This window comes from Halopseudomonas sp., assembly GCF_047631575.1.
GTDB lineage: Bacteria > Pseudomonadota > Gammaproteobacteria > Pseudomonadales > Pseudomonadaceae > Halopseudomonas.
On the sequence record NZ_JBLIAB010000001.1, the window covers coordinates 111,294 to 129,235 of the forward strand.

19 protein-coding genes are annotated in these 17,942 nt (G+C 56.2%); 14 read left to right on the top strand and 5 right to left on the bottom strand.

The features are described 5' to 3' along the window. From ACJAXR_RS00545 to ACJAXR_RS00575, 7 genes are all read left to right on the top strand, one after another. Complete coding sequence (locus ACJAXR_RS00545; protein WP_415056305.1) at nt 1-1,971, top strand: MacB family efflux pump subunit; 1,971 nt, start codon at nt 1-3, stop codon at nt 1,969-1,971. After that, the gene (locus tag ACJAXR_RS00550; protein WP_415056306.1) at nt 1,961-3,343 is read left to right on the top strand and encodes an efflux transporter outer membrane subunit; all 1,383 of its coding nucleotides are present in this window, start codon (nt 1,961-1,963) and stop codon (nt 3,341-3,343) included. The genes ACJAXR_RS00545 and ACJAXR_RS00550 overlap by 11 nt, the downstream gene beginning before the upstream one ends. Nucleotides 3,344-3,377: 34 nt before the next feature. Then, entirely contained in the window at nt 3,378-3,824 is a 447-nt protein-coding gene (locus tag ACJAXR_RS00555) for a hypothetical protein (protein WP_415056307.1), read from the top strand. A 138-nt stretch (nt 3,825-3,962) separates the two neighbouring features. Next, nucleotides 3,963-4,577, top strand: coding sequence for a BLUF domain-containing protein (locus ACJAXR_RS00560; protein WP_415056308.1), 615 nt, complete (start codon nt 3,963-3,965; stop codon nt 4,575-4,577). A gap of 143 nt (nt 4,578-4,720) precedes the next feature. Further along, the gene (locus tag ACJAXR_RS00565) at nt 4,721-5,701 is read left to right on the top strand and encodes an alpha/beta fold hydrolase (protein WP_415056309.1); all 981 of its coding nucleotides are present in this window, start codon (nt 4,721-4,723) and stop codon (nt 5,699-5,701) included. Continuing rightward, a complete protein-coding gene (locus ACJAXR_RS00570; RefSeq protein WP_415056310.1) occupies nt 5,698-6,378 on the top strand; it encodes an SDR family NAD(P)-dependent oxidoreductase in 681 nt (226 codons plus the stop codon). The genes ACJAXR_RS00565 and ACJAXR_RS00570 overlap by 4 nt, the downstream gene beginning before the upstream one ends. A gap of 181 nt (nt 6,379-6,559) precedes the next feature. Further along, nucleotides 6,560-7,258 carry a GGDEF domain-containing protein gene (locus ACJAXR_RS00575; protein ID WP_415056311.1) on the top strand — a complete coding sequence of 233 codons (699 nt, stop codon included), beginning with the start codon at nt 6,560-6,562 and terminating at the stop codon, nt 7,256-7,258. A 45-nt stretch (nt 7,259-7,303) separates the two neighbouring features. Here the strand turns inward: ACJAXR_RS00575 and speA are convergent, their stop codons facing one another. Then, the gene (gene speA / locus ACJAXR_RS00580) at nt 7,304-9,220 is read right to left on the bottom strand and encodes an arginine decarboxylase (RefSeq protein ID WP_415056943.1); all 1,917 of its coding nucleotides are present in this window, start codon (nt 9,218-9,220) and stop codon (nt 7,304-7,306) included. A gap of 233 nt (nt 9,221-9,453) precedes the next feature. Between speA and ACJAXR_RS00585 the strand changes: the two genes are divergently transcribed. After that, nucleotides 9,454-10,224: an SDR family oxidoreductase gene (locus tag ACJAXR_RS00585; RefSeq protein ID WP_415056312.1), complete on the top strand. Its 771-nt coding sequence runs from the start codon at nt 9,454-9,456 to the stop codon at nt 10,222-10,224. Nucleotides 10,225-10,267: 43 nt separating this feature from the next. On the opposite strand, the gene ACJAXR_RS00590 is transcribed toward ACJAXR_RS00585, so the two are convergent. After that, nucleotides 10,268-10,597, bottom strand: coding sequence for a GGDEF domain-containing protein (locus ACJAXR_RS00590; protein ID WP_415056313.1), 330 nt, complete (start codon nt 10,595-10,597; stop codon nt 10,268-10,270). Between the two features lie 52 nt (nt 10,598-10,649). Between ACJAXR_RS00590 and ACJAXR_RS00595 the strand changes: the two genes are divergently transcribed. Further along, nucleotides 10,650-10,898, top strand: a complete 249-nt coding sequence (locus tag ACJAXR_RS00595; RefSeq protein WP_415056314.1) for a hypothetical protein — start codon at nt 10,650-10,652, stop codon at nt 10,896-10,898. On the opposite strand, the gene ACJAXR_RS00600 is transcribed toward ACJAXR_RS00595, so the two are convergent. Both ACJAXR_RS00600 and ACJAXR_RS00605 read right to left on the bottom strand, forming a co-directional pair. Further along, nucleotides 10,879-11,022, bottom strand: a complete 144-nt coding sequence (locus ACJAXR_RS00600) for a hypothetical protein (RefSeq protein ID WP_415056315.1) — start codon at nt 11,020-11,022, stop codon at nt 10,879-10,881. The genes ACJAXR_RS00595 and ACJAXR_RS00600 overlap by 20 nt on opposite strands. Nucleotides 11,023-11,025: 3 nt before the next feature. Further along, nucleotides 11,026-11,202: a hypothetical protein gene (locus ACJAXR_RS00605; RefSeq protein WP_415056316.1), complete on the bottom strand. Its 177-nt coding sequence runs from the start codon at nt 11,200-11,202 to the stop codon at nt 11,026-11,028. Between the two features lie 288 nt (nt 11,203-11,490). Here ACJAXR_RS00605 and ectA point away from each other — a divergent pair, with 288 nt between their 5' ends. From ectA to ACJAXR_RS00630, 5 genes are all read left to right on the top strand, one after another. Further along, nucleotides 11,491-11,997, top strand: a complete 507-nt coding sequence (gene ectA / locus ACJAXR_RS00610) for a diaminobutyrate acetyltransferase (RefSeq protein WP_415056317.1) — start codon at nt 11,491-11,493, stop codon at nt 11,995-11,997. A 22-nt stretch (nt 11,998-12,019) separates the two neighbouring features. After that, nucleotides 12,020-13,306 (top strand): diaminobutyrate--2-oxoglutarate transaminase, encoded by a 1,287-nt coding sequence (gene ectB, locus ACJAXR_RS00615; RefSeq protein ID WP_415056318.1) that lies wholly within the window; start codon nt 12,020-12,022, stop codon nt 13,304-13,306. Nucleotides 13,307-13,317: 11 nt separating this feature from the next. Continuing rightward, nucleotides 13,318-13,716: an ectoine synthase gene (locus ACJAXR_RS00620; protein ID WP_415056319.1), complete on the top strand. Its 399-nt coding sequence runs from the start codon at nt 13,318-13,320 to the stop codon at nt 13,714-13,716. A 137-nt stretch (nt 13,717-13,853) separates the two neighbouring features. Then, nucleotides 13,854-15,284, top strand: a complete 1,431-nt coding sequence (locus tag ACJAXR_RS00625) for an aspartate kinase (protein ID WP_415056320.1) — start codon at nt 13,854-13,856, stop codon at nt 15,282-15,284. Between the two features lie 132 nt (nt 15,285-15,416). Beyond that, nucleotides 15,417-16,991 (top strand): cation:proton antiporter, encoded by a 1,575-nt coding sequence (locus ACJAXR_RS00630; protein ID WP_415056321.1) that lies wholly within the window; start codon nt 15,417-15,419, stop codon nt 16,989-16,991. A 1-nt stretch (nt 16,992) separates the two neighbouring features. Here the strand turns inward: ACJAXR_RS00630 and ACJAXR_RS00635 are convergent, their stop codons facing one another. After that, nucleotides 16,993-17,868, bottom strand: a complete 876-nt coding sequence (locus ACJAXR_RS00635; RefSeq protein WP_415056322.1) for an alpha/beta fold hydrolase — start codon at nt 17,866-17,868, stop codon at nt 16,993-16,995. Nucleotides 17,869-17,942: the final 74 nt, after the last annotated feature.

Consider the following 17,942-nt stretch of genomic DNA (forward strand, 5'->3'; position numbering starts at 1 on the left):
ATGACTCAAGCCCTCATCGATCTGCAGGATATCAGCAGAACCTACCGTAACGGCGAGTTATCGACCACGGTACTGCACGACCTTGACCTGCAGATCAACCAAGGTGAATTCGTCGCCATCATGGGCGCATCCGGCTCGGGCAAGTCGACGCTGATGCACCTGCTAGGATGTCTCGACCGTCCCACCACCGGACGCTATATGCTCAAGGGTCAGGACGTCGCCAGCCTGGGACGTGACGATCTGGCGCAACTACGTCGGGAGACATTCGGATTCATTTTCCAGAGCTATCACCTGATCACCTCGGCAAGCGCTACCGAGAATGTCGAAGTACCCGCCATTTATGCCGGTCTACCTCGCCTGGAGCGCCGCGAGCGGGCTGAATCGCTGCTGACTGGACTCGGTCTGGGTGATCGCCTGCTTAACAAGCCCAGCCAACTGTCCGGTGGCCAGCAACAACGCGTCTCTATCGCCCGGGCGTTGATGAACGATGCCCAGATCATTCTTGCCGATGAACCCACGGGTGCGCTGGACAGCCAAAGCGGCAAGGATGTCCTGGCGCTGCTCACCCAACTGCATCAGCAGGGCAAGACGGTCATTATCATTACCCACGATGCCGAAGTCGCCAGCCATGCCCAGCGACTGGTCGAAATGCGCGATGGCCAGATCATCCGCGATACCGCTGCGGCGACCACCACATCCAACGACATCGTTATTACAGCAATCTCTGCAACCCGCCCGCTGCTCGCCGCCGACCATCCGCTTGCCGCGTCCCTAGCGGATGCGGGGGAAGCCATACGTATGGCGCTGCGAGCACTGCGGGCCAATGTCTTTCGTACCGTATTGACCCTACTCGGCATCGTCATTGGCGTGGCCTCGGTCGTGGTGATGCTGGCAGTTGGCAATGGCGCCCGTCAGGAAGTCATTGAGCGCATCAGTTCGCTGGGCACTCATCTGCTGCTGGTTCGGCCGGGCGCACCGAATACGCGCCGCTCACAGGATGGCTCAACTAATACCCTGATGCCCCTCGACGCCGAACTGGCAGGCCAGCTGGACAACGTGATCGCCTCGGTGCCAGAGATGAGCGGCCAAGCCACGTTGCGCGCCGGCAATACCGACTACCAGACGCAGGTAACGGCCACCAGCCCTGAGCTACCGCTGGCACGTGACTGGCCAGTGGCCCGCGGTGTATTTATCGACGCCGAAGACAACCGGCGCTACTCCGCCGTGGCAGTGCTGGGCACTACCGTATCCGATAACTTGTTCGGCGCAGATGTCGATCCGCTGGGCGAATACGTATTGATCAACAATGTGCCCTTTCAGGTAATAGGCTTGATGGCGCCCAAGGGTGCCACGCCCTGGGGCACCGATCAGGATGATGTAGTCTTTGTACCCCTCAACACCGGAAGTCTGCGCCTGATCGGACAGCGCCACCTGAATTCAATCACCATCATGATCGACGACCTTACCCTGTCCCAACTCACCCAGGATGCGGTGCAGCAGACATTGCTCCAGGCCCACGGCGGTGTGGAAGATTTTCAGATCCGTAACATGGCGTCCCTACTCGAAGACGTCGCCGACACCCAGAACACCTTCACTGTGCTGCTCGGCTCAATCGCCGCTATTTCATTACTGGTGGGCGGTATCGGCGTGATGAACATCATGCTGGTCAATGTCACAGAGCGCACCCGGGAGATCGGCATTCGGGTCGCGACCGGCGCGCGCACTCGCCACATCCTTCAGCAGTTCATCGTCGAGGCGCTGGTCGTTTCTGCGATCGGTGGGCTACTTGGCGTGGGTATTGGTCTGGCCTTCGCTGCCGGCCTGCAGGCATTAGGTACAGCGATCCAGTTCACCACCGGGCCGGTCCTGTTGGCTTTTGGTTGTGCCTTTGCCACGGGCCTGATTTTCGGTTACATGCCCGCTCATAAAGCGGCTCATCTCGATCCTGTGGTGGCTCTCAGTGCGGACTAGACACTATCTCTTGCTGCTGCCTGCACTGCTGTTAAGCGCATGCAGCTTGAACACACCGGTACCTGACAGTGCGATCGTCCCCCCTGCCCACTGGAGTACACAGGCAGCAAACGCACAATGGCCAGCGCGAGACTGGTGGCAACAGTACCAAAGTCCGTCACTCGAGGATTTGCTGGCCCAAGCCGAAGCCGGCAATTTGGACCTGGCCAGTGCCGCCAGTCGATTGCGCCAGGCCGACGCCCAGCTTCGGCTGGCTCGCGCTTCGCTGCTACCCCAGGTGAGTACCAGCGCCGATACCAACCGCAACGGAGACACAGACAGCACAGCCTACAGCGCCAGACTGAACACCCGTTACGAACTGGATTTCTGGGGCCGCAATCAGGCGATAACCAACTCGGCCAGAGCCAGTCTGCTAGCCAGCGAATTCGACACACAAACCCTGGCAATCAGTATTCAGGCCAGCGTCGTCAGCAACTGGCTACAGATTCTGGAGAACGCCCAACGGCTTGATCTAGCGCGCAACAGCTTGGCCAATGCCGAGCGGGTGCTGCAGTTGGTTGAGACGCGCTACCGGTTCGGCGCAGCCGACAGCCTGGCTGTCAGCCAGCAACGCACCCTGGTTGCCCAGCTACGCGCAAGACTCCCGGGGTTGGCACAGCAGAGACTACAACTACGTAACAGTCTGGCTCTGCTGCTTGGGCAGACACCCGATACCCCGCTGCCCGAAGCTAGCCGTCTTGCGGACATTGCCATCCCGCTCGTCGGCGCAGGTTTACCCGCCGAACTCATCAATCGTCGCCCGGACATCCTGGCCAGCGAAGCGCGCCTCATCGCAGCCAACGCTGACCTTACAGCGGCACGCGCTGCACTCTTTCCGTCAGTCACCCTGACCGGCCAGTTCGGCGCACAAAGCGCAGCGCTTGCTACCCTGCTGAGCAATCCCGTTACGGGCTGGGCAATCGCCGCTGGTCTGACCCAATCGATCTTCAATGGCGGTGCACTCAGAGCCCAAGTGGCGATATCAAAAGCCCGCCAGGAGGATTTGCTGGTCGATTACCGGCGTACCCTGCTAACCGCCTTGGGCGAAACCGATACCGCGCTCGGCGCCGTGAAAAGAGCACGACAGGCTTATCAGTTTCTCGAGCTAGCTACCACCGAAGCCCGGCGGGCTTTCGATCTGGCCGAGATACGCTATCGGACGGGCTCGAGCGACCTACAATCACTATTGGATACCCAGCGCACCTTATATCAGAGCCAGGATACACTGACCCAGCAACGCGCCGTGTGGCTGCTCGCCAGCGTTGACCTGTTCCGCGTCCTAGGTGGCGGTTGGCGAATGCCCGAGGTTTATGGCAGCGACGGGCTGCGGTAAACTACATGGCTCGACACTTTATCCGGGAAACTCCATGCCCAACCGACTGCAGCTGACGACCCTGCAGGGCCGTCAGTTTGAACAGGCACAACAAAACCTCTGCCAGATACTCGAACACTTGCCTGCCCTGGACGAACTATGCCGCAGTCTTGGTGTAAGTCGCATCAGCGAATTTGTCGACATCAGCCTGCTGGAACTGGATGAAGCGACAACCTTGTTGTCCCGAGACACGCCAGCCGAAACAGAAGCTGATCCCGAAACCGGTATGCTGCTGGCGATTGAAGATCTAGCTTGGCATTCTGCTGCCCTTGGCCTGGCCAGCCTGGAAGCAACCGTGCAGTATCTGGAACAGGGCGTCAGTCCTGTGTTCGAAGGTGCGGATGTACCCACTCTGCTGGCAGAATTGCGAGTGTGTCAGCGCCGGCTACTGCCGCTGGAAGCACAAGGCGGACAATTTCATCTGGCAGCCCGCAACAGCTGATCATAGCCTGGCAGGTATTGACTGGTATCCAGACACGAATCGCTACTGCGGACGTTTCTTGAAATATAACTATTGCCTTTTCAACACGCTAACAGCCTATCCTTCATTAATTATAGAATAGCGCTCCTGGATGCCTGAATGACTGATTTGATCCGTATTGTCTACATAAGCCGAGCTACCTTTCCAATTTCCAGCGCTAATGACGGAATAGAACCGACAGTCGCGCGCATACTGTCGACATCGCGCACCAACAATCGCCGCAATGGACTGGTCGGCATGCTTTACTACGGCGACGGTTGTTTTTTCCAGTGTCTGGAAGGAGAAACATCCAAAGTTCAGGCGCTGTACAAGACTTTGCTCAAGGATCCACGGCACAAAGATCTGAAAATCATTGCCAGCGAGCCAATCAAACGCCTGTCCTTCCCGGATTGGTGTATGAAATACGTTCCGGTGGACCAGCACATGCTCAAGCTTCTGGAAGAACATGGTTTCGATACCTTCGATCCCTACCTCTTCGATCATCACCTGGTCGAGCGCATGATGCAATTGCTTCAGGGTGTCCCAGATCCAACGATACCCGTCGTTGAGGCACGCGCCTCAGCACCGGCACGAACTATACTGGCAGCGTCCGCACCGTTACCCGATATTCAGGATAAGCACGCCAATGGTACCGCCAGGATCAGTCTGGGTATCAGCATTACGGCTTTGATCATCAGCAGCATCGCACTGATTATTGCAATAGGTCCGTTCTGATTTTTTCTGATATCACCGACTTTATGCAAACGTGACTGCCATTGGCTGCACGCATGGTGAATCCTTCGAGTAATGAATGCAGGAGCGCGGCAGGCTGTTGTTTGCGATAGTGAACACCCTGACCTTCACGCACCGGAGCTTTCATGTTTCAACCCGACCATCAGATGCTCGACGTTAATGGGATTCGTCTGAGCCTCTATACAGCAGGGCCTGCTGATGGACTTCCGATCTGGCTGCTGCATGGATTCCCCGAATGCTGGCATTCCTGGCGACACCAGATACGGGCACTGGCAGCAGCCGGGTATCGGGTCCACGTTCCCGAGATGCGCGGCTACGGATACAGCAGCGCACCCAAGGACCCCGCCGCCTACGATCTGATCACGATTTGCGCCGACATTCAGGCTGCCATGGATGCTCTGGGACACCAGCAGGTCGCAATGATCGGACACGACTGGGGCGCGCCAGTGGCCTGGCATCTGGCGCTGCTTGAACCCCAGCGGATCAAGGTAGTTTGCGCCCTGTCGGTGCCATTCGGGGGACGCCCGAAGAGACCGGCGATAGAGGTTATGCGCGAGTTGTATCAGGATCGTTTCCACTACATTCTGTATTTTCAGAAACCGGGTCTGGCTGAAGCAGAAATGGCCGAGAACGTATCACGCACCCTGCGCATCATGATGCACGGGATGTCCGGTACCGATGGTGGCAGTACGCTGGTCCAGGACAAGCCCGCCGACGCACGTTGGCTGGATGACCGGAGCGATCCCGGGGTACCACCGCAGTGGTGCTCTGCCGAAGCCTTCCAGGTATATGTCGATACCTTCGAGCGCAGCGGCTTCCATGGCCCGGTCAACTGGTACCGCAATTTCGAACGCAACTGGGAACGTACTGCCCCTTTAGCCGGCCAGCATATCAATCAGCCCGCCTTGTTTATCATTGGCGATGCAGATCCGGTGGGCGAGCTTGAGAGTTACACCATCAAAAAAATGCCCAGCGTGGTACCGCGCGTCGAGCAACATGTTGTCGCCCATTGCGGCCATTGGATACAGTGCGAAAAACCCGAATCCGTCAATACACTGCTGCTGGAATTCCTGGCACGTGAATTCAACTCGAGTGACAGCAAATGAATGTCTGCGATCTGAGTGGCAAGCGTATTCTCCTGACCCAGGCCGACGCATTCATGGGCCCGGCATTGCACGCGGCATTGAGCAGCTGTGGCGCGCAGGTAATAGCGGATACGGGCAGTCTTGACTCTCGAGATGCCGTTGAGGAGCTGGTCAGCCGCTCCGGGCATATCGATGTGCTAGTAGCCAACCTCGGACTCCCTGCACCCTCCAGTGCCGCGACCGAGGCCAGTGACGAAGAATGGCGCAGCATGTTTACTTGCATGGTTGATCCATTACAGCAGCTCACTCGTGCCATTCTCCCCGCGATGATCGAGCGCCAGCATGGCAAGATACTCTTGATGGGCAGTGCCTCCGCTCTACGCGGCATGAAGCGCGCCTCCAGTTACAGTGCGGCACGCGGGGCACAACTGGCATATGTGCGGGCCGTAGGCGTAGAAGTCGCCAGGCACAACATCCAGGTCAACGCTATCGCGCAAAACTTCGTGGATAATCCGACCTACTTTTCTGCCGACATACAGGCCAACCCTGCATTTCAGGAACGCCTGAAACGCGAAGTACCCCTGGGGCGCCTGGTGTCAGCTGAGGAGGATGCTCAGTTCGCCGCGTATCTGTGCAGTGACGCGGCAAACTGTTTTGTCGGGCAGGTATTCCCCGTATGCGGCGGCTGGGCGGACTGATTTACTGCAATGTTCGCCGGCGGTCGGCTAGTCCATCGCCTCCCCTTGACGTATATCCTCCGACTGGCCATGTTTACAAGGTAAGCAACTTCATGCGACTGGCCTAAATTGCTCCAAACACACGTACTGAATCACGGCCACGCATGCTGCACTGTCTCACTAATCGATGAGTCCGCTGCCTATGAACGCGCAATGGCTTTTGTTATCGCCGATATTGACTCCGGTGTTGCTGGTCTGCCTGATGCTGGCCTGTGCAGGCTGCGCTGGGCTTTTTTACCGCACCCGAATGTTGGTAAACGAGCGCGACGAGGCCAACTCTGCGGCTGAAATGAGCATGATTCAGTTGCGCAAATCGATGCAAATCGATCAGTTAACCGGGCTGTTATCTCGCCAACGCCTAACAGAGATTGCCAAGATCGAAATGGCACGCTGCCGCCGTTATGGCCATCCGCTGAGTGTTGTCTGCATGGATATCGACCATTTCAACCAAATAAATCGAGACTACAGCGACACCGTCGGCGATTCCGTGCTGAACGGTCTGGCACGGATGACCCAAGCACTGATACGTCAATCCGATGTAGTCTGTCGCTGGAATGGTGGGGCCTTTCTACTACTACTGCCGCATACCGGACTCGACCAGGCGCTGGAACTAGCCGAAAAACTGCGCAGGCAGACAGGCGATTCAGCGCTTCTAGTCGACAACCACGTCAGTGTCAGCATCGGTTCCGCCTGCCTGAGCACACAGGAGAGCTTCGAGAGCATGACACGCAGGGCTGAGGACGCCCTGCATCAAGCTAAAAGTGAAGGCCGCAACCGCTCCCTCGGACACCATAGTGCAGAAGATACGATTCGCCTCGGTAGCCACACGGCTGGTAGCTGAACCACACCTCTCAGCCAGCCTGAAAGCCACTCACGAAATGACCACCTATTCGGCGGTCAGGTAGGATGACCGAGTTAGGCCCAGGCGTAACGCATCGACAAAACGCGCCCGCTCCGCTTGCGTCAGACGGGCACCGGCAACCTTGTCGCGGTAGCGGGTAACCAACTCATCAGGCTCGAAGTGGACGTAGCGCAGCATGTCCTCGATAGTGTCGTGCGTCTCAATTCCGCCATGCACGACCTTACCGTCGTTGCGCATATAGACGTTAACCGAGTCCGTGTCGCCAAAGAGGTTGTGCATGTCACCCAGGATCTCCTGATAGGCCCCCACCATGAATATGCCCAACAGATAATCTTCGCCCTCACGCAACTCGTGCACCGGCAGACTGTTCTCGATACTCTGCTCGTCAACGTAGTGCCTGATCTTGCCGTCGGAGTCGCATGTCAGATCCTGCAGAACGGCCCGGCGCATGGGCTCTTCGCCCAACCGGTTGATCGGTATGATCGGCAGCACCTGATCGATAGCCCAGGTATCGGGCAGGCTCTGGAATACCGAGAAGTTGCAGATATACTTGTCAGCCATTTTGTCATTCAGCTCGTCCAACACCTGCCGGTGCGAGCGCTGCCGGGCCTTTAATAGCGCATGCAGACGTGAGCAGAGTGCGAAATAACATTGTTCGGCCAGCGCTTTCTGCGACAGATTGAGCTTGCCTTCAGCGTACTGGGCGGCAACGTCGCTCATGTAGTGCGTAGCACGCCAATAGGTCTCGGTGACCATCTCGATGTCGTTGTGATCCAGCAATCCGACAAGATTGCGCACCACCTGCGGCAAACTGTCGAAGTCGTCAATGGGTGGCACGGTGTCGTTATGCCTTTCGACGTCGGTCACCTGCACCACCAGTACCGCGTGGTGCGCTGTCATCGCCCGGCCGCTTTCAGAAAAGATGTGCGGGTGGGGCAGATCCTGCTCCTCACAAAAATCCCGGAGCATGCTGACAATCGTATGGGCATACTCACCCACGTCGTAGTTGATCGAGCTGGCATTACGCGAATGCGTGCCATCGTAATCGACGCCCAGACCGCCACCCACATCAATGTGGTCCACTGGCAAGCCGAGCGAGCGCAGCTCACCAAAGTAGCGAATGGCTTCACGGAAGCCGTGCTGATAATCAGCCAGGTTGGCGATTTGCGAACCCATGTGAAAATGCAACAGACGCACGCCGTCCTGCAAACCGGCAGCGCGAAACTGCTCTACCACCCGCAACAGCTGCGCGGCGGACAGTCCAAACTTGGACTTCTCGCCACCGGTATCGGCCCATTTGCTGGACGCCAGCGAGGATAACCGAACGCGCAAGCCTACCTGCGGTGTGACGCCGAGCTTCGCGGCTTCCTCGATCACTAGGCCGACTTCAGATTCTTTTTCGATAACGATAAAAACGTTGTGGCCTAGTTTCTGACCGATAAGCGCCAGATTAATAAACTCACGATCTTTGTAGCCATTGCAGACAATGGTGCCGCCCTTGGGTGCCAGTGCGAGCACAGCCATCAGCTCCGGCTTAGAGCCCGCTTCCAGACCAATCGAAACGTTCTCGGTGGCAATAATGTTCTCGACCACCGCCTCCTGTTGATTGACCTTGATCGGGTACAGCGCAGTGTAACCACTGGCGTAATCAAGCTCGGCAATACTGCGGTCGAACGCGCCCGTAAGTTGACGCACTCGGTCCTGCAGAATATCCGGGAAACGTACCAAAAGAGGTAGATCCAGCCCGCTTTCACGCAGTTGCGCGACCAGCTCATGCAGGTCGATGGAACCGCCATTGCTGCCGCGCGGCATGACCTCAACGTGCCCTTGATCATTAATATTGAAATAGCCGGCACCCCAATGACGGATCCCGAAAACGCTGCGGCTGTCTGCAACCGTCCAATCTGTTGCGTCTTCCTTGCGCGAACGTCGTTGTGACACCATCTGTTCAACCTCCTGAAAAGGGCCGCTATAAACCCTGAAACCTCGAAAACAGGCTACAGGATAAAGCAAAATACTGAAGTACGCCTGTCTAGGCTGCCCCATAACCACCTATTTACCGGCTGGATGAAGCCCCGCCCCCGCTGGCCTGAGTCGGCCTCAATGGTTAATGTGCATATCAGCAACAACGGCTGAACGAGCCATCAGATCATTCATGGATAGGGAGCACTAACATGCAGCAATATTTCAGTCTTGCCGGACGCACGGCACTGGTGACAGGCGGTAGCCGTGGGATCGGACGGATGATTGCCAAAGGCTTTCTGCGCGCAGGTGCCCGCGTCATCATCTGTAGCCGCAAGCTGGACGATTGTGAGGCGACCGCAAAGGAACTGAGCGAGTACGGTGAATGCCTCGCACTCAGTGCCGATTTGTCTTCCGAGGAAGGTGCACGAAAGCTCTATCAGGACCTGCAAGCCCATTGCCAGAAACTGGACATTCTGGTGAATAATGCTGGCACAAGCTGGGGGGCGCCCCTAGAAGACTTTCCGGTCAAGGGCTGGGAAAAAGTAATGCAACTGAACGTAACGTCGGTATTCAGCTGCATCCAGCAACTGCTCCCCCTGCTGCGCCTGGCAGGCTCCGAAACCAGTCCAGCGCGGGTGATCAATATCGGTTCGGTTGCCGGCATCAGCGCCTTCGGAGAACAAGCCTATTCCTATGGACCAAGCAAGGCCGCAGTGCACCAGCTTTCACGCATGCTGGCCAAAGAGCTGGTTGGCGAGCACATCAACGTCAACGTGATCGCGCCAGGACGCTTCCCCAGCAAGATGACCAGTCATATTCAGAGCGACCCAGAGGCGCTGGCGGAAGACTGCAAATACATCCCGATGAAGCGCTGGGGCCGAGAAGATGAAATGGCAGCGCTGGCGATTATGCTGGCAAGCACCGCCGGGGCCTACATGACCGGCAATATCATCCCGATCGACGGTGGATTCACCCTCTGAATAAACCTGGGGAGCGGCCTCTGAACTTAGCCGCCGCCCCTGGTCATAGCTCCGGACTGAACACTGCCACATTCTTGCCCTTTGCCTTGGCCCGATACAGGGCCTTGTCAGCGCGCTCGAGCACTGCATCCGGCGTTCTTCCATCCTTGGGCCAGAAAGCACCGCCAATACTGCATTGCACCGGAGCCTGACCCACATCCAGTCGCACTGGCAGACTTACCGCCTTGAGCGTGCGCTTGGCCAGCTGACGGGCGATTAGTTTGATGCCCCCCGAAGCAGGTGTCAGCAGAATGACGAACTCATCACTAGTGGCATGACCCCGCTCATCATTGACCTGTTTAAAACCGTCTAGATCGAGAAACAGTAAAGTCATAGGCCGCACAATTAGCCAACCCGGTGAGGCGATCGGTGAGCGCCAGCGGCTGATGCGCCACAACGACCCATCCCAAACCTTCGTAATCATCATGGCCATCGGCAAAAGCCACGCCAGTCAGATGCTCTGCTTCCTAGGGCCAATCAATGACACGCCAGAAGCCCTCTTCATCCGGCTTGGTCAGGGGCAAAAAATCGCTGGCCGACCGCCCTGCCCGGCTGGCCGGACCCAGGAGCACGGTACCGTCCGCGGCGAGCACACCCACCAACTGACCGCCCGCATCACGAGTCGTGCCAGCTGATATCAACAAATTTCATGGTTTCGCCGGTCGGGTTGGGGAGCAACTTCTCCAACAGCACGGCTTCATGTACATCGCCGATAAACAGGCCGTTAATCGCATCGAGTATGGCCGCGCGCGAGGCCATCTCTCAATCCAGACGGTCGCCCATCTGATAGGCCAACTCAATCAGGCTGCGGCCCGACTCCTCGCGCAGGCGTCTTGATAAATCAGCATTGATAAAGGAGCCAAGTAGCCAGCTGAGCAGGACCGCTATCAACACAATCAGCGCGGCCAAGCGAGTTCGCGGGCTGGTACCAAATCCCATCACTGCATCTTCTGATTAAGGACTAAATTAAAATAAAATTATAACCATATTGCAGTGTCAAATACGACAGCAAGGGTCACCGATAAGGTCACTGAAACCGATCCGATCAATCGTCTACAGCCCTTTAGTGAAGCAGCGATCGGGCTCAATAAGATAAATCTATTTAACAGCTATAAATATTTCATGAGCAAGCAATCTGCCCTGTACGTGCCTTTAACAGTGGGTTGAGATAATTTCTCATATATGTTTATTATGGTTAAAGTATTTACACGTAAATATTGGAACCCCATGACGCAGACACCTGTGACACTCAGAAAACCAGAAGCCACTGATGGCTCCGCCTTGAACGCTTTGGTGGAACGCTGCAAGCCACTTGATACCAATTCGGTCTATTGCAACCTACTGCAGTGCAGCGATTTTAGTGATACCGCCATTGCCGCACTCACCGCAGACGAAGACCTGGTTGGCTTCATTTCGGGCTATCGCCCGCCGACCCGACCGAACACTTTATTTGTGTGGCAGGTCGCGGTAGACAGTCGGATGCGCGGACAAGGCCTGGCACTTAAAATGCTGATGACGTTAGTCCAACGCGTCGCGACTGAAGGCGTTACCCACATCGAAACCACTATTTCCCCCGGTAACGAAGGCTCCGAAGCGCTTTTCAAAAAAGCTTTCCGCGAGCTTGGCGCCGATTACGATACGCATATTCTTTTTTCCAGCGCGGAACACTTCAATGGCAAGCATGACGACGAAATGCTCTATCGCGCCGGACCTTTTACGACAATGACTGTCTAAAATATTGAAATCAGGAGATACCATGAATACTTTCGAACAGTTCGAAAAACATGAATCTGGCATTCGCAGCTACTGCCGTTCTTTCCCCGTGCTCTTTAAGCAAGCGCGCGGCGCGGAACTGATTACCAGCGAAGGCAAGCACTACATCGATTTTCTGGCAGGCGCTGGCACACTGAACTACGGTCATAACCACCCTGTACTTAAAAAGGCTTTGATCGACTATATTGCCGACGACGGCATCACCCACGGTCTGGATATGTATTCAGGCGCCAAGGAGACCTTCCTGGAGGTATTCCATCGGGTTATTCTCGAGCCTCGTGGTTTCGGTGATTACGTCACCCAGTTCAGCGGCCCTACCGGCACCAACTCGGTAGAAGCAGCCCTGAAACTGGCACGCAAGGTAACCGGCCGTAATAACATCATCAGCTTCACCAACGGCTTCCACGGCGTGACAGTAGGTGCTCTTGCGGTAACAGGTAACCAGCATCACCGGGGCGCTGCCGGCGTTCCGCTGACAGATGTCAGTCGCATGCCGTATGCCAATTATTTTGGTGAGGGCGTTAATACCATTGCAATGATGGACAAGTTGCTCAGCGACCCGAGCAGCGGTATCGACAAGCCCGCTGCGGTAATAGTCGAAGTCGTCCAGGGCGAAGGCGGACTGAACACCGCGTCCGCCGAGTGGATGCGCAAACTGCAGAAGCTGTGCAAAAAACACGAGATGCTGCTGATTGCTGATGATATTCAAGCTGGTTGCGGCCGGACAGGTACCTTCTTCAGCTTTGAAGGTATGGGCATACAACCTGACATCATTACATTGTCCAAGTCTCTTAGTGGCTACGGTCTGCCCTTCGCCGTCGTAGTCATGCGTCGCGAACTGGATCAATGGGAACCAGGCGAGCACAACGGCACCTTCCGCGGCAATAATCTGGCATTTGTGACCGCTGCTGCGGCCATGGAGCACTTCTGGACTACTGACGAATTCGCCAAGAGCGTTCAGGCCAAGGGCAAATTGGTCAAGGACCGGATGCAGAAGATTGTCAGCAAGCTAGGACCGAACTCTTTGTTCGTCAAAGGCCGAGGCATGATGGTCGGCATCAGTTGCCCCAACGGCGAGATCGCATCAGCCGTATGCCGTGAAGCTTTCGAACACGGCCTGGTCATCGAAACCAGTGGCAACCACAGCCAGGTAGTCAAATGCCTTGCACCGCTGGTTATTACCGAAGAACAAATCAATACAGCCATGACAATTCTCGACGCAGCATTCGCGAAAGTCATGAAATCACAGACTGCCGAACAGGCATCTTGAGGAGAAAAACAATGATTGTACGCACACTGAAAGAATGTGAAGCCTCGGAGCGTCGGGTCAAGAGTGACAACTGGGAAAGCACCCGTATGTTGTTGAAAGACGACAAGATGGGATTCTCTTTCCATATCACCACCATTTATGCCGGCACAGATACTCATATCTGGTACCAGAATCACCTTGAGTCAGTGTATTGCATGAGTGGCGATGGCGAAATCGAGACCAAGTCCGATGGCAAGATCTACAAGATCGAACCGGGTACGCTGTATATTCTGGACAAGCATGACGAGCACCAGCTGCGTGGCGGCAAGACCGACATGAAGATGGCATGCGTTTTCAACCCGCCACTCAGCGGCAAGGAAGTGCATGACGAGAACGGCGTGTATCCCGTCGACGACAGCGCTACTGGCTGATTGCCATTGCCGGGCCGGGTAGCCTTTCATGATTGATGAAAGGCGCTCTGCCAGCAGCGGCTTCAGCCGTTGGTAAGAAGTCATTCGCCTCCTTACAGGGGATGCGAGCAACATTCACCAACGACAAAATGAGAATTATGCATACGGTAGAAAAAATTGGTGGCACTTCAATGAGCCGCTTCGATGAAGTACTCGACACCCTGTTCATTGGTAATCGCAAGAAACACGAACTCTACAACCGTGTATTCGTCGTTTCTGCCTATGCCGGCATGACCAACCTGCTGCTGGAACACAAGAAATCCGGCGAGCCAGGTGTATATGAGCGTTTTGCCGACGCGCAAAACGAGGATGCATGGCTAGACGCACTCGATGCCGTGCTGGCTAGCATGCGTACCAAGAATGCGGAGTTGTTCAGCGGTGAATATGAGCGTCAGGCAGCCGACCGCTTTATCGAAGGCCGCATCGGTGATGTGCGCGACTGTATGCTGAGCCTGCAGCAGCTATGCACTTATGGTCACTTTCAGCTCACCGAGCACCTCATGAAGGTGCGCGAAATGCTGGCATCGCTGGGTGAAGCTCACAGTGCCTTCAATACCGTGCTGGCTCTGAAAAAACAGGGCGTGAACGCCCGCCTGGTCGACCTCACCGGCTGGAACCAAACCGAGCCCAAGCCATTTCTGGAGATGATCAAGGACAGTTTTTCCGGCATAGACCTAAGCAAGGAGCTGGTGGTTGCAACGGGTTACACCCATTGCAGCGAAGGTCAGATGAACACCTTTGACCGCGGCTACAGCGAAATTACATTCGCGCAGATCGCGGCAACAACCAGCGCTCGGGAAGCGGTAATTCATAAGGAATACCATCTTTCCAGTGCAGATCCGAATCTGGTTGGGCTGGATAACGTGGTAACCATCGGTCGCACCAATTACGACGTGGCGGATCAATTATCCAATCTGGGCATGGAGGCAATCCATCCCAAGGCTGCGCGCACCCTGCGACGCGCAGGCATCCAGCTGCGCATCAAGAATGCTTTCGAGCCCGAGCACGACGGCACCCTGATCAGTCAGGACTATTGCAGCGAAAAACCCTGTGTCGAGATTATTGCCGGACGCAAGGATGTATTCGGTCTCGAAGTCTTTGATCAGGAGATGCTCGGCGACGTCGGTTACGATATCGAGATCACCAAGCTACTCAAGCAACTGCGCATCTACGTAGTGAACAAGGATTCGGACGCCAACAGCATCACCTACTATGCCTCGGGATCACGCAAGATGATCAATCGCGCATCACGTCTGATTGAGGAAAAGTATCCGATGGCCGAGGTGCGAGTGCACAACATCGCCATTGTCTCGGCGATCGGTTCCGACCTCAAGGTCAAGGGTATTCTGGCCAAGACAGTTGCTGCGCTGGCCAAGGCAGATATCAGTATCCAGGCTATTCACCAGTCGATCCGCCAGGTTGAGATGCAATGCATCATCAATGAGGAAGATTATGCGGATGCCGTAGTGGCATTGCACCGCGCACTGATCGAACCCGAGAATCACGGGGACGTGATCGCTGTCGCCTGATATAACGGGCGTCGCGTGAGTTAAAAACTGCAAGCCAACATCTTGCAGTTTTTTTATGCCTGAATGCTGGCCGCTGTAGGCCCCCACACCTAGAATGACCCACAATAATACCAACCAATGGAGATGCCCCCCTTGATTGAAGCCGTCTGGATCGCATTTGCCTTCATTCTGGGCCTGATCATGCGCCAGATCGGCTTGCCACCCCTGATCGGTTATCTCGCCGCAGGTTTTGCATTGGCAGGCTTTGGCGACAGCTTCGGTATTGGGCCGCAGGACAGTGCTGTTTTAGCGCACATCGCCCACCTGGGCGTGCTTCTGTTGCTGTTTACCGTGGGACTAAAGCTCAAACTCAAGAATCTCATACGCCCCGAAGTGATCGGCGGCAGCCTGCTGCACTTCATACTGTCTACCGCCGTATTCCTGCCGGGCATTCTGGTGCTGCTGGATATCAGCATGCGCGAATCCATTTTGCTCGCCGTGGCGCTATCTTTCTCCAGTACGGTATTGGCGGCTAAGGTGCTGGAGGGCAAACGGGAACTTCGGGCTTTTCACGGCCGCGTCGCCATTGGCGTGCTGATCATGCAGGATCTGATCGCCCTACTGGTAATCAGTATTGCCAGCGGCACCACGCCCTCGGCCTGGGCGTTACTGGTCTTCGCTATCCCCCTGCTCAAACCCCTACTCTATCGCCTGCTGGACATGTGCGGCCATGAAGAACTGCTGGTCCTGCTTGGCCTCTTTCTGGCGCTGGTCATTGGCGGCGTAGGCTTCGAGTCTGTTGGTCTGAGCTCCGAACTGGGCGCGCTGGCCTTCGGCGCGATGCTCGCCAACCATAAACGCGCCGGAGAATTGTCCCAGTCACTCTGGAGTCTGAAAGAAGTATTTCTGGTGGGTTTTTTCCTGCAAATCGGCGTTGGCGGTCTGCCAGATACCGATGCGATTATTTTCGCCGTGGTGATGGCTGTAGTACTGCCACTCAAGGGTGTGCTCTTCTTCTTCCTCTTCCTGCTGTTCAAACTGCGTGCACGCAGCGCCTTTCTGAGCAGCGTGAGTCTCACCAACTACAGTGAATTCGGGCTGATTGTTGCCAGCGTGGTACTGCCTGAATGGCTGATCCCTCTGGCGCTAACAGTCTCGCTCTCATTTCTTGTTTCAGCTCCTATCAACCGCCTTGCTCACCCGCTCTACGAGCGCCTGGCAAACCGTTTGATTCCGTTTGAGCGAGACATTCGTCACCCTGACGAACAACCCTTGTCACTGGGCGATGCGGAGATTCTGGTGATGGGTCAGGGCCGGACTGGACGTGCCGCCTACGACAGCCTGGCTAACAAGGGCTACCGGGTAGTGGGTTTGGACTCGGACCCGGTAGCCATCGAAGCCAGCGTCAACGCGGGGCGGCATGCGCTGTTCGCCGATGCCGAAGACCAGGTATTCTGGCATAGCCTGCAGATGCCACACGTGCACTCAGTGGTGCTTGCGATGAACGACGCGGAGGCCAAGACCATCGCCGTGGAGAAGCTGCGCAGCCGCGGATTCCAGGGTTTGATTGTCTCCAATGCGATGTATGAGGACATTGCCGAGCGCATTCTGGAGGCAGGTGCAGATCTGGCCTATCTCACCATGAGCGAGGCAGGCAACGGGCTGGCCGAACAGGTTAATCGGGCTATCATCAGCCGTCAGCCAGCACCAGAAAATCAGCATAGCTGACTCAACGCTCGAGCAGAAAGTCCATCACCTGCGCCGCAGCCTGAACTGGGTGCTCCTGCATGAAACAATGTCCGCCCGGCGTCGCACGGGCGGTGACATGCTGATTATTGAGAGCCAACTTCCGCGCGGACTGCAGAACAAATGGATAAGAGCTTTCGCCGTGGATCAGCAACGTCTCGGTGCGTATCCGCTTCAGTGCCGGCCAAAGCCGTTTGGGCATACTCTCGAATACCTCCGCCTCACGGCTAGGCCTACATTTGAGCTCCACGCCCAACTCATCATGATCCCTAAGGGCGTGCTCGATATGGGCACGAAACGCCGTATCTTTCCAGCCACGAAAAATACCCCGACCATGAAGCGCGCCATAGGCTGCATCCCGATCAGGCCAGTGGTGACGTCGCGCCCGCGCGCTATCGGCCATCGGATTACGACGTACACCCAACAGACTGAGACTGGTACGCAGCCCAATCAATTTCAATGGGAACAGCACCGGATCAAGCAGAACCGCCCGCTGGAACACAGTCGGATGGCTTGCCAGAATCAAGCTGGTGAGCACGCCACCGAAACTGTGCCCGCAAGCGTACACGGGCACCTCGCCAAACGGCGCACGTCCAGCCTCGAAGGCTTCCAGCGCCAGCTCTGCGTTGCGATTCCAACCTAGAAAATGTCCTCCATGGTCGCTCTCGCCATGGCCCTGCACATCGCATAACCAAAGATCAAAATCCGCCGCCAGATGGCTGAGCATAGGTTCGTAGCTGCGTGTGCAAAAACCATTGCCGTGGAGGAAATGCAGCAATGGCTTGCCGGTTGGCGGCGTATACCAGCCGCGCGAGACGAATCCCGCGCTATTTAGGTGGGTCCAGGGTAGCAACTGCATAGAGAGCGCTCGGTAAATAAAACGCTATTCTAAAGACCCTGCCCAGCGCTGTCAGTGATTAAAACAGAGACTTG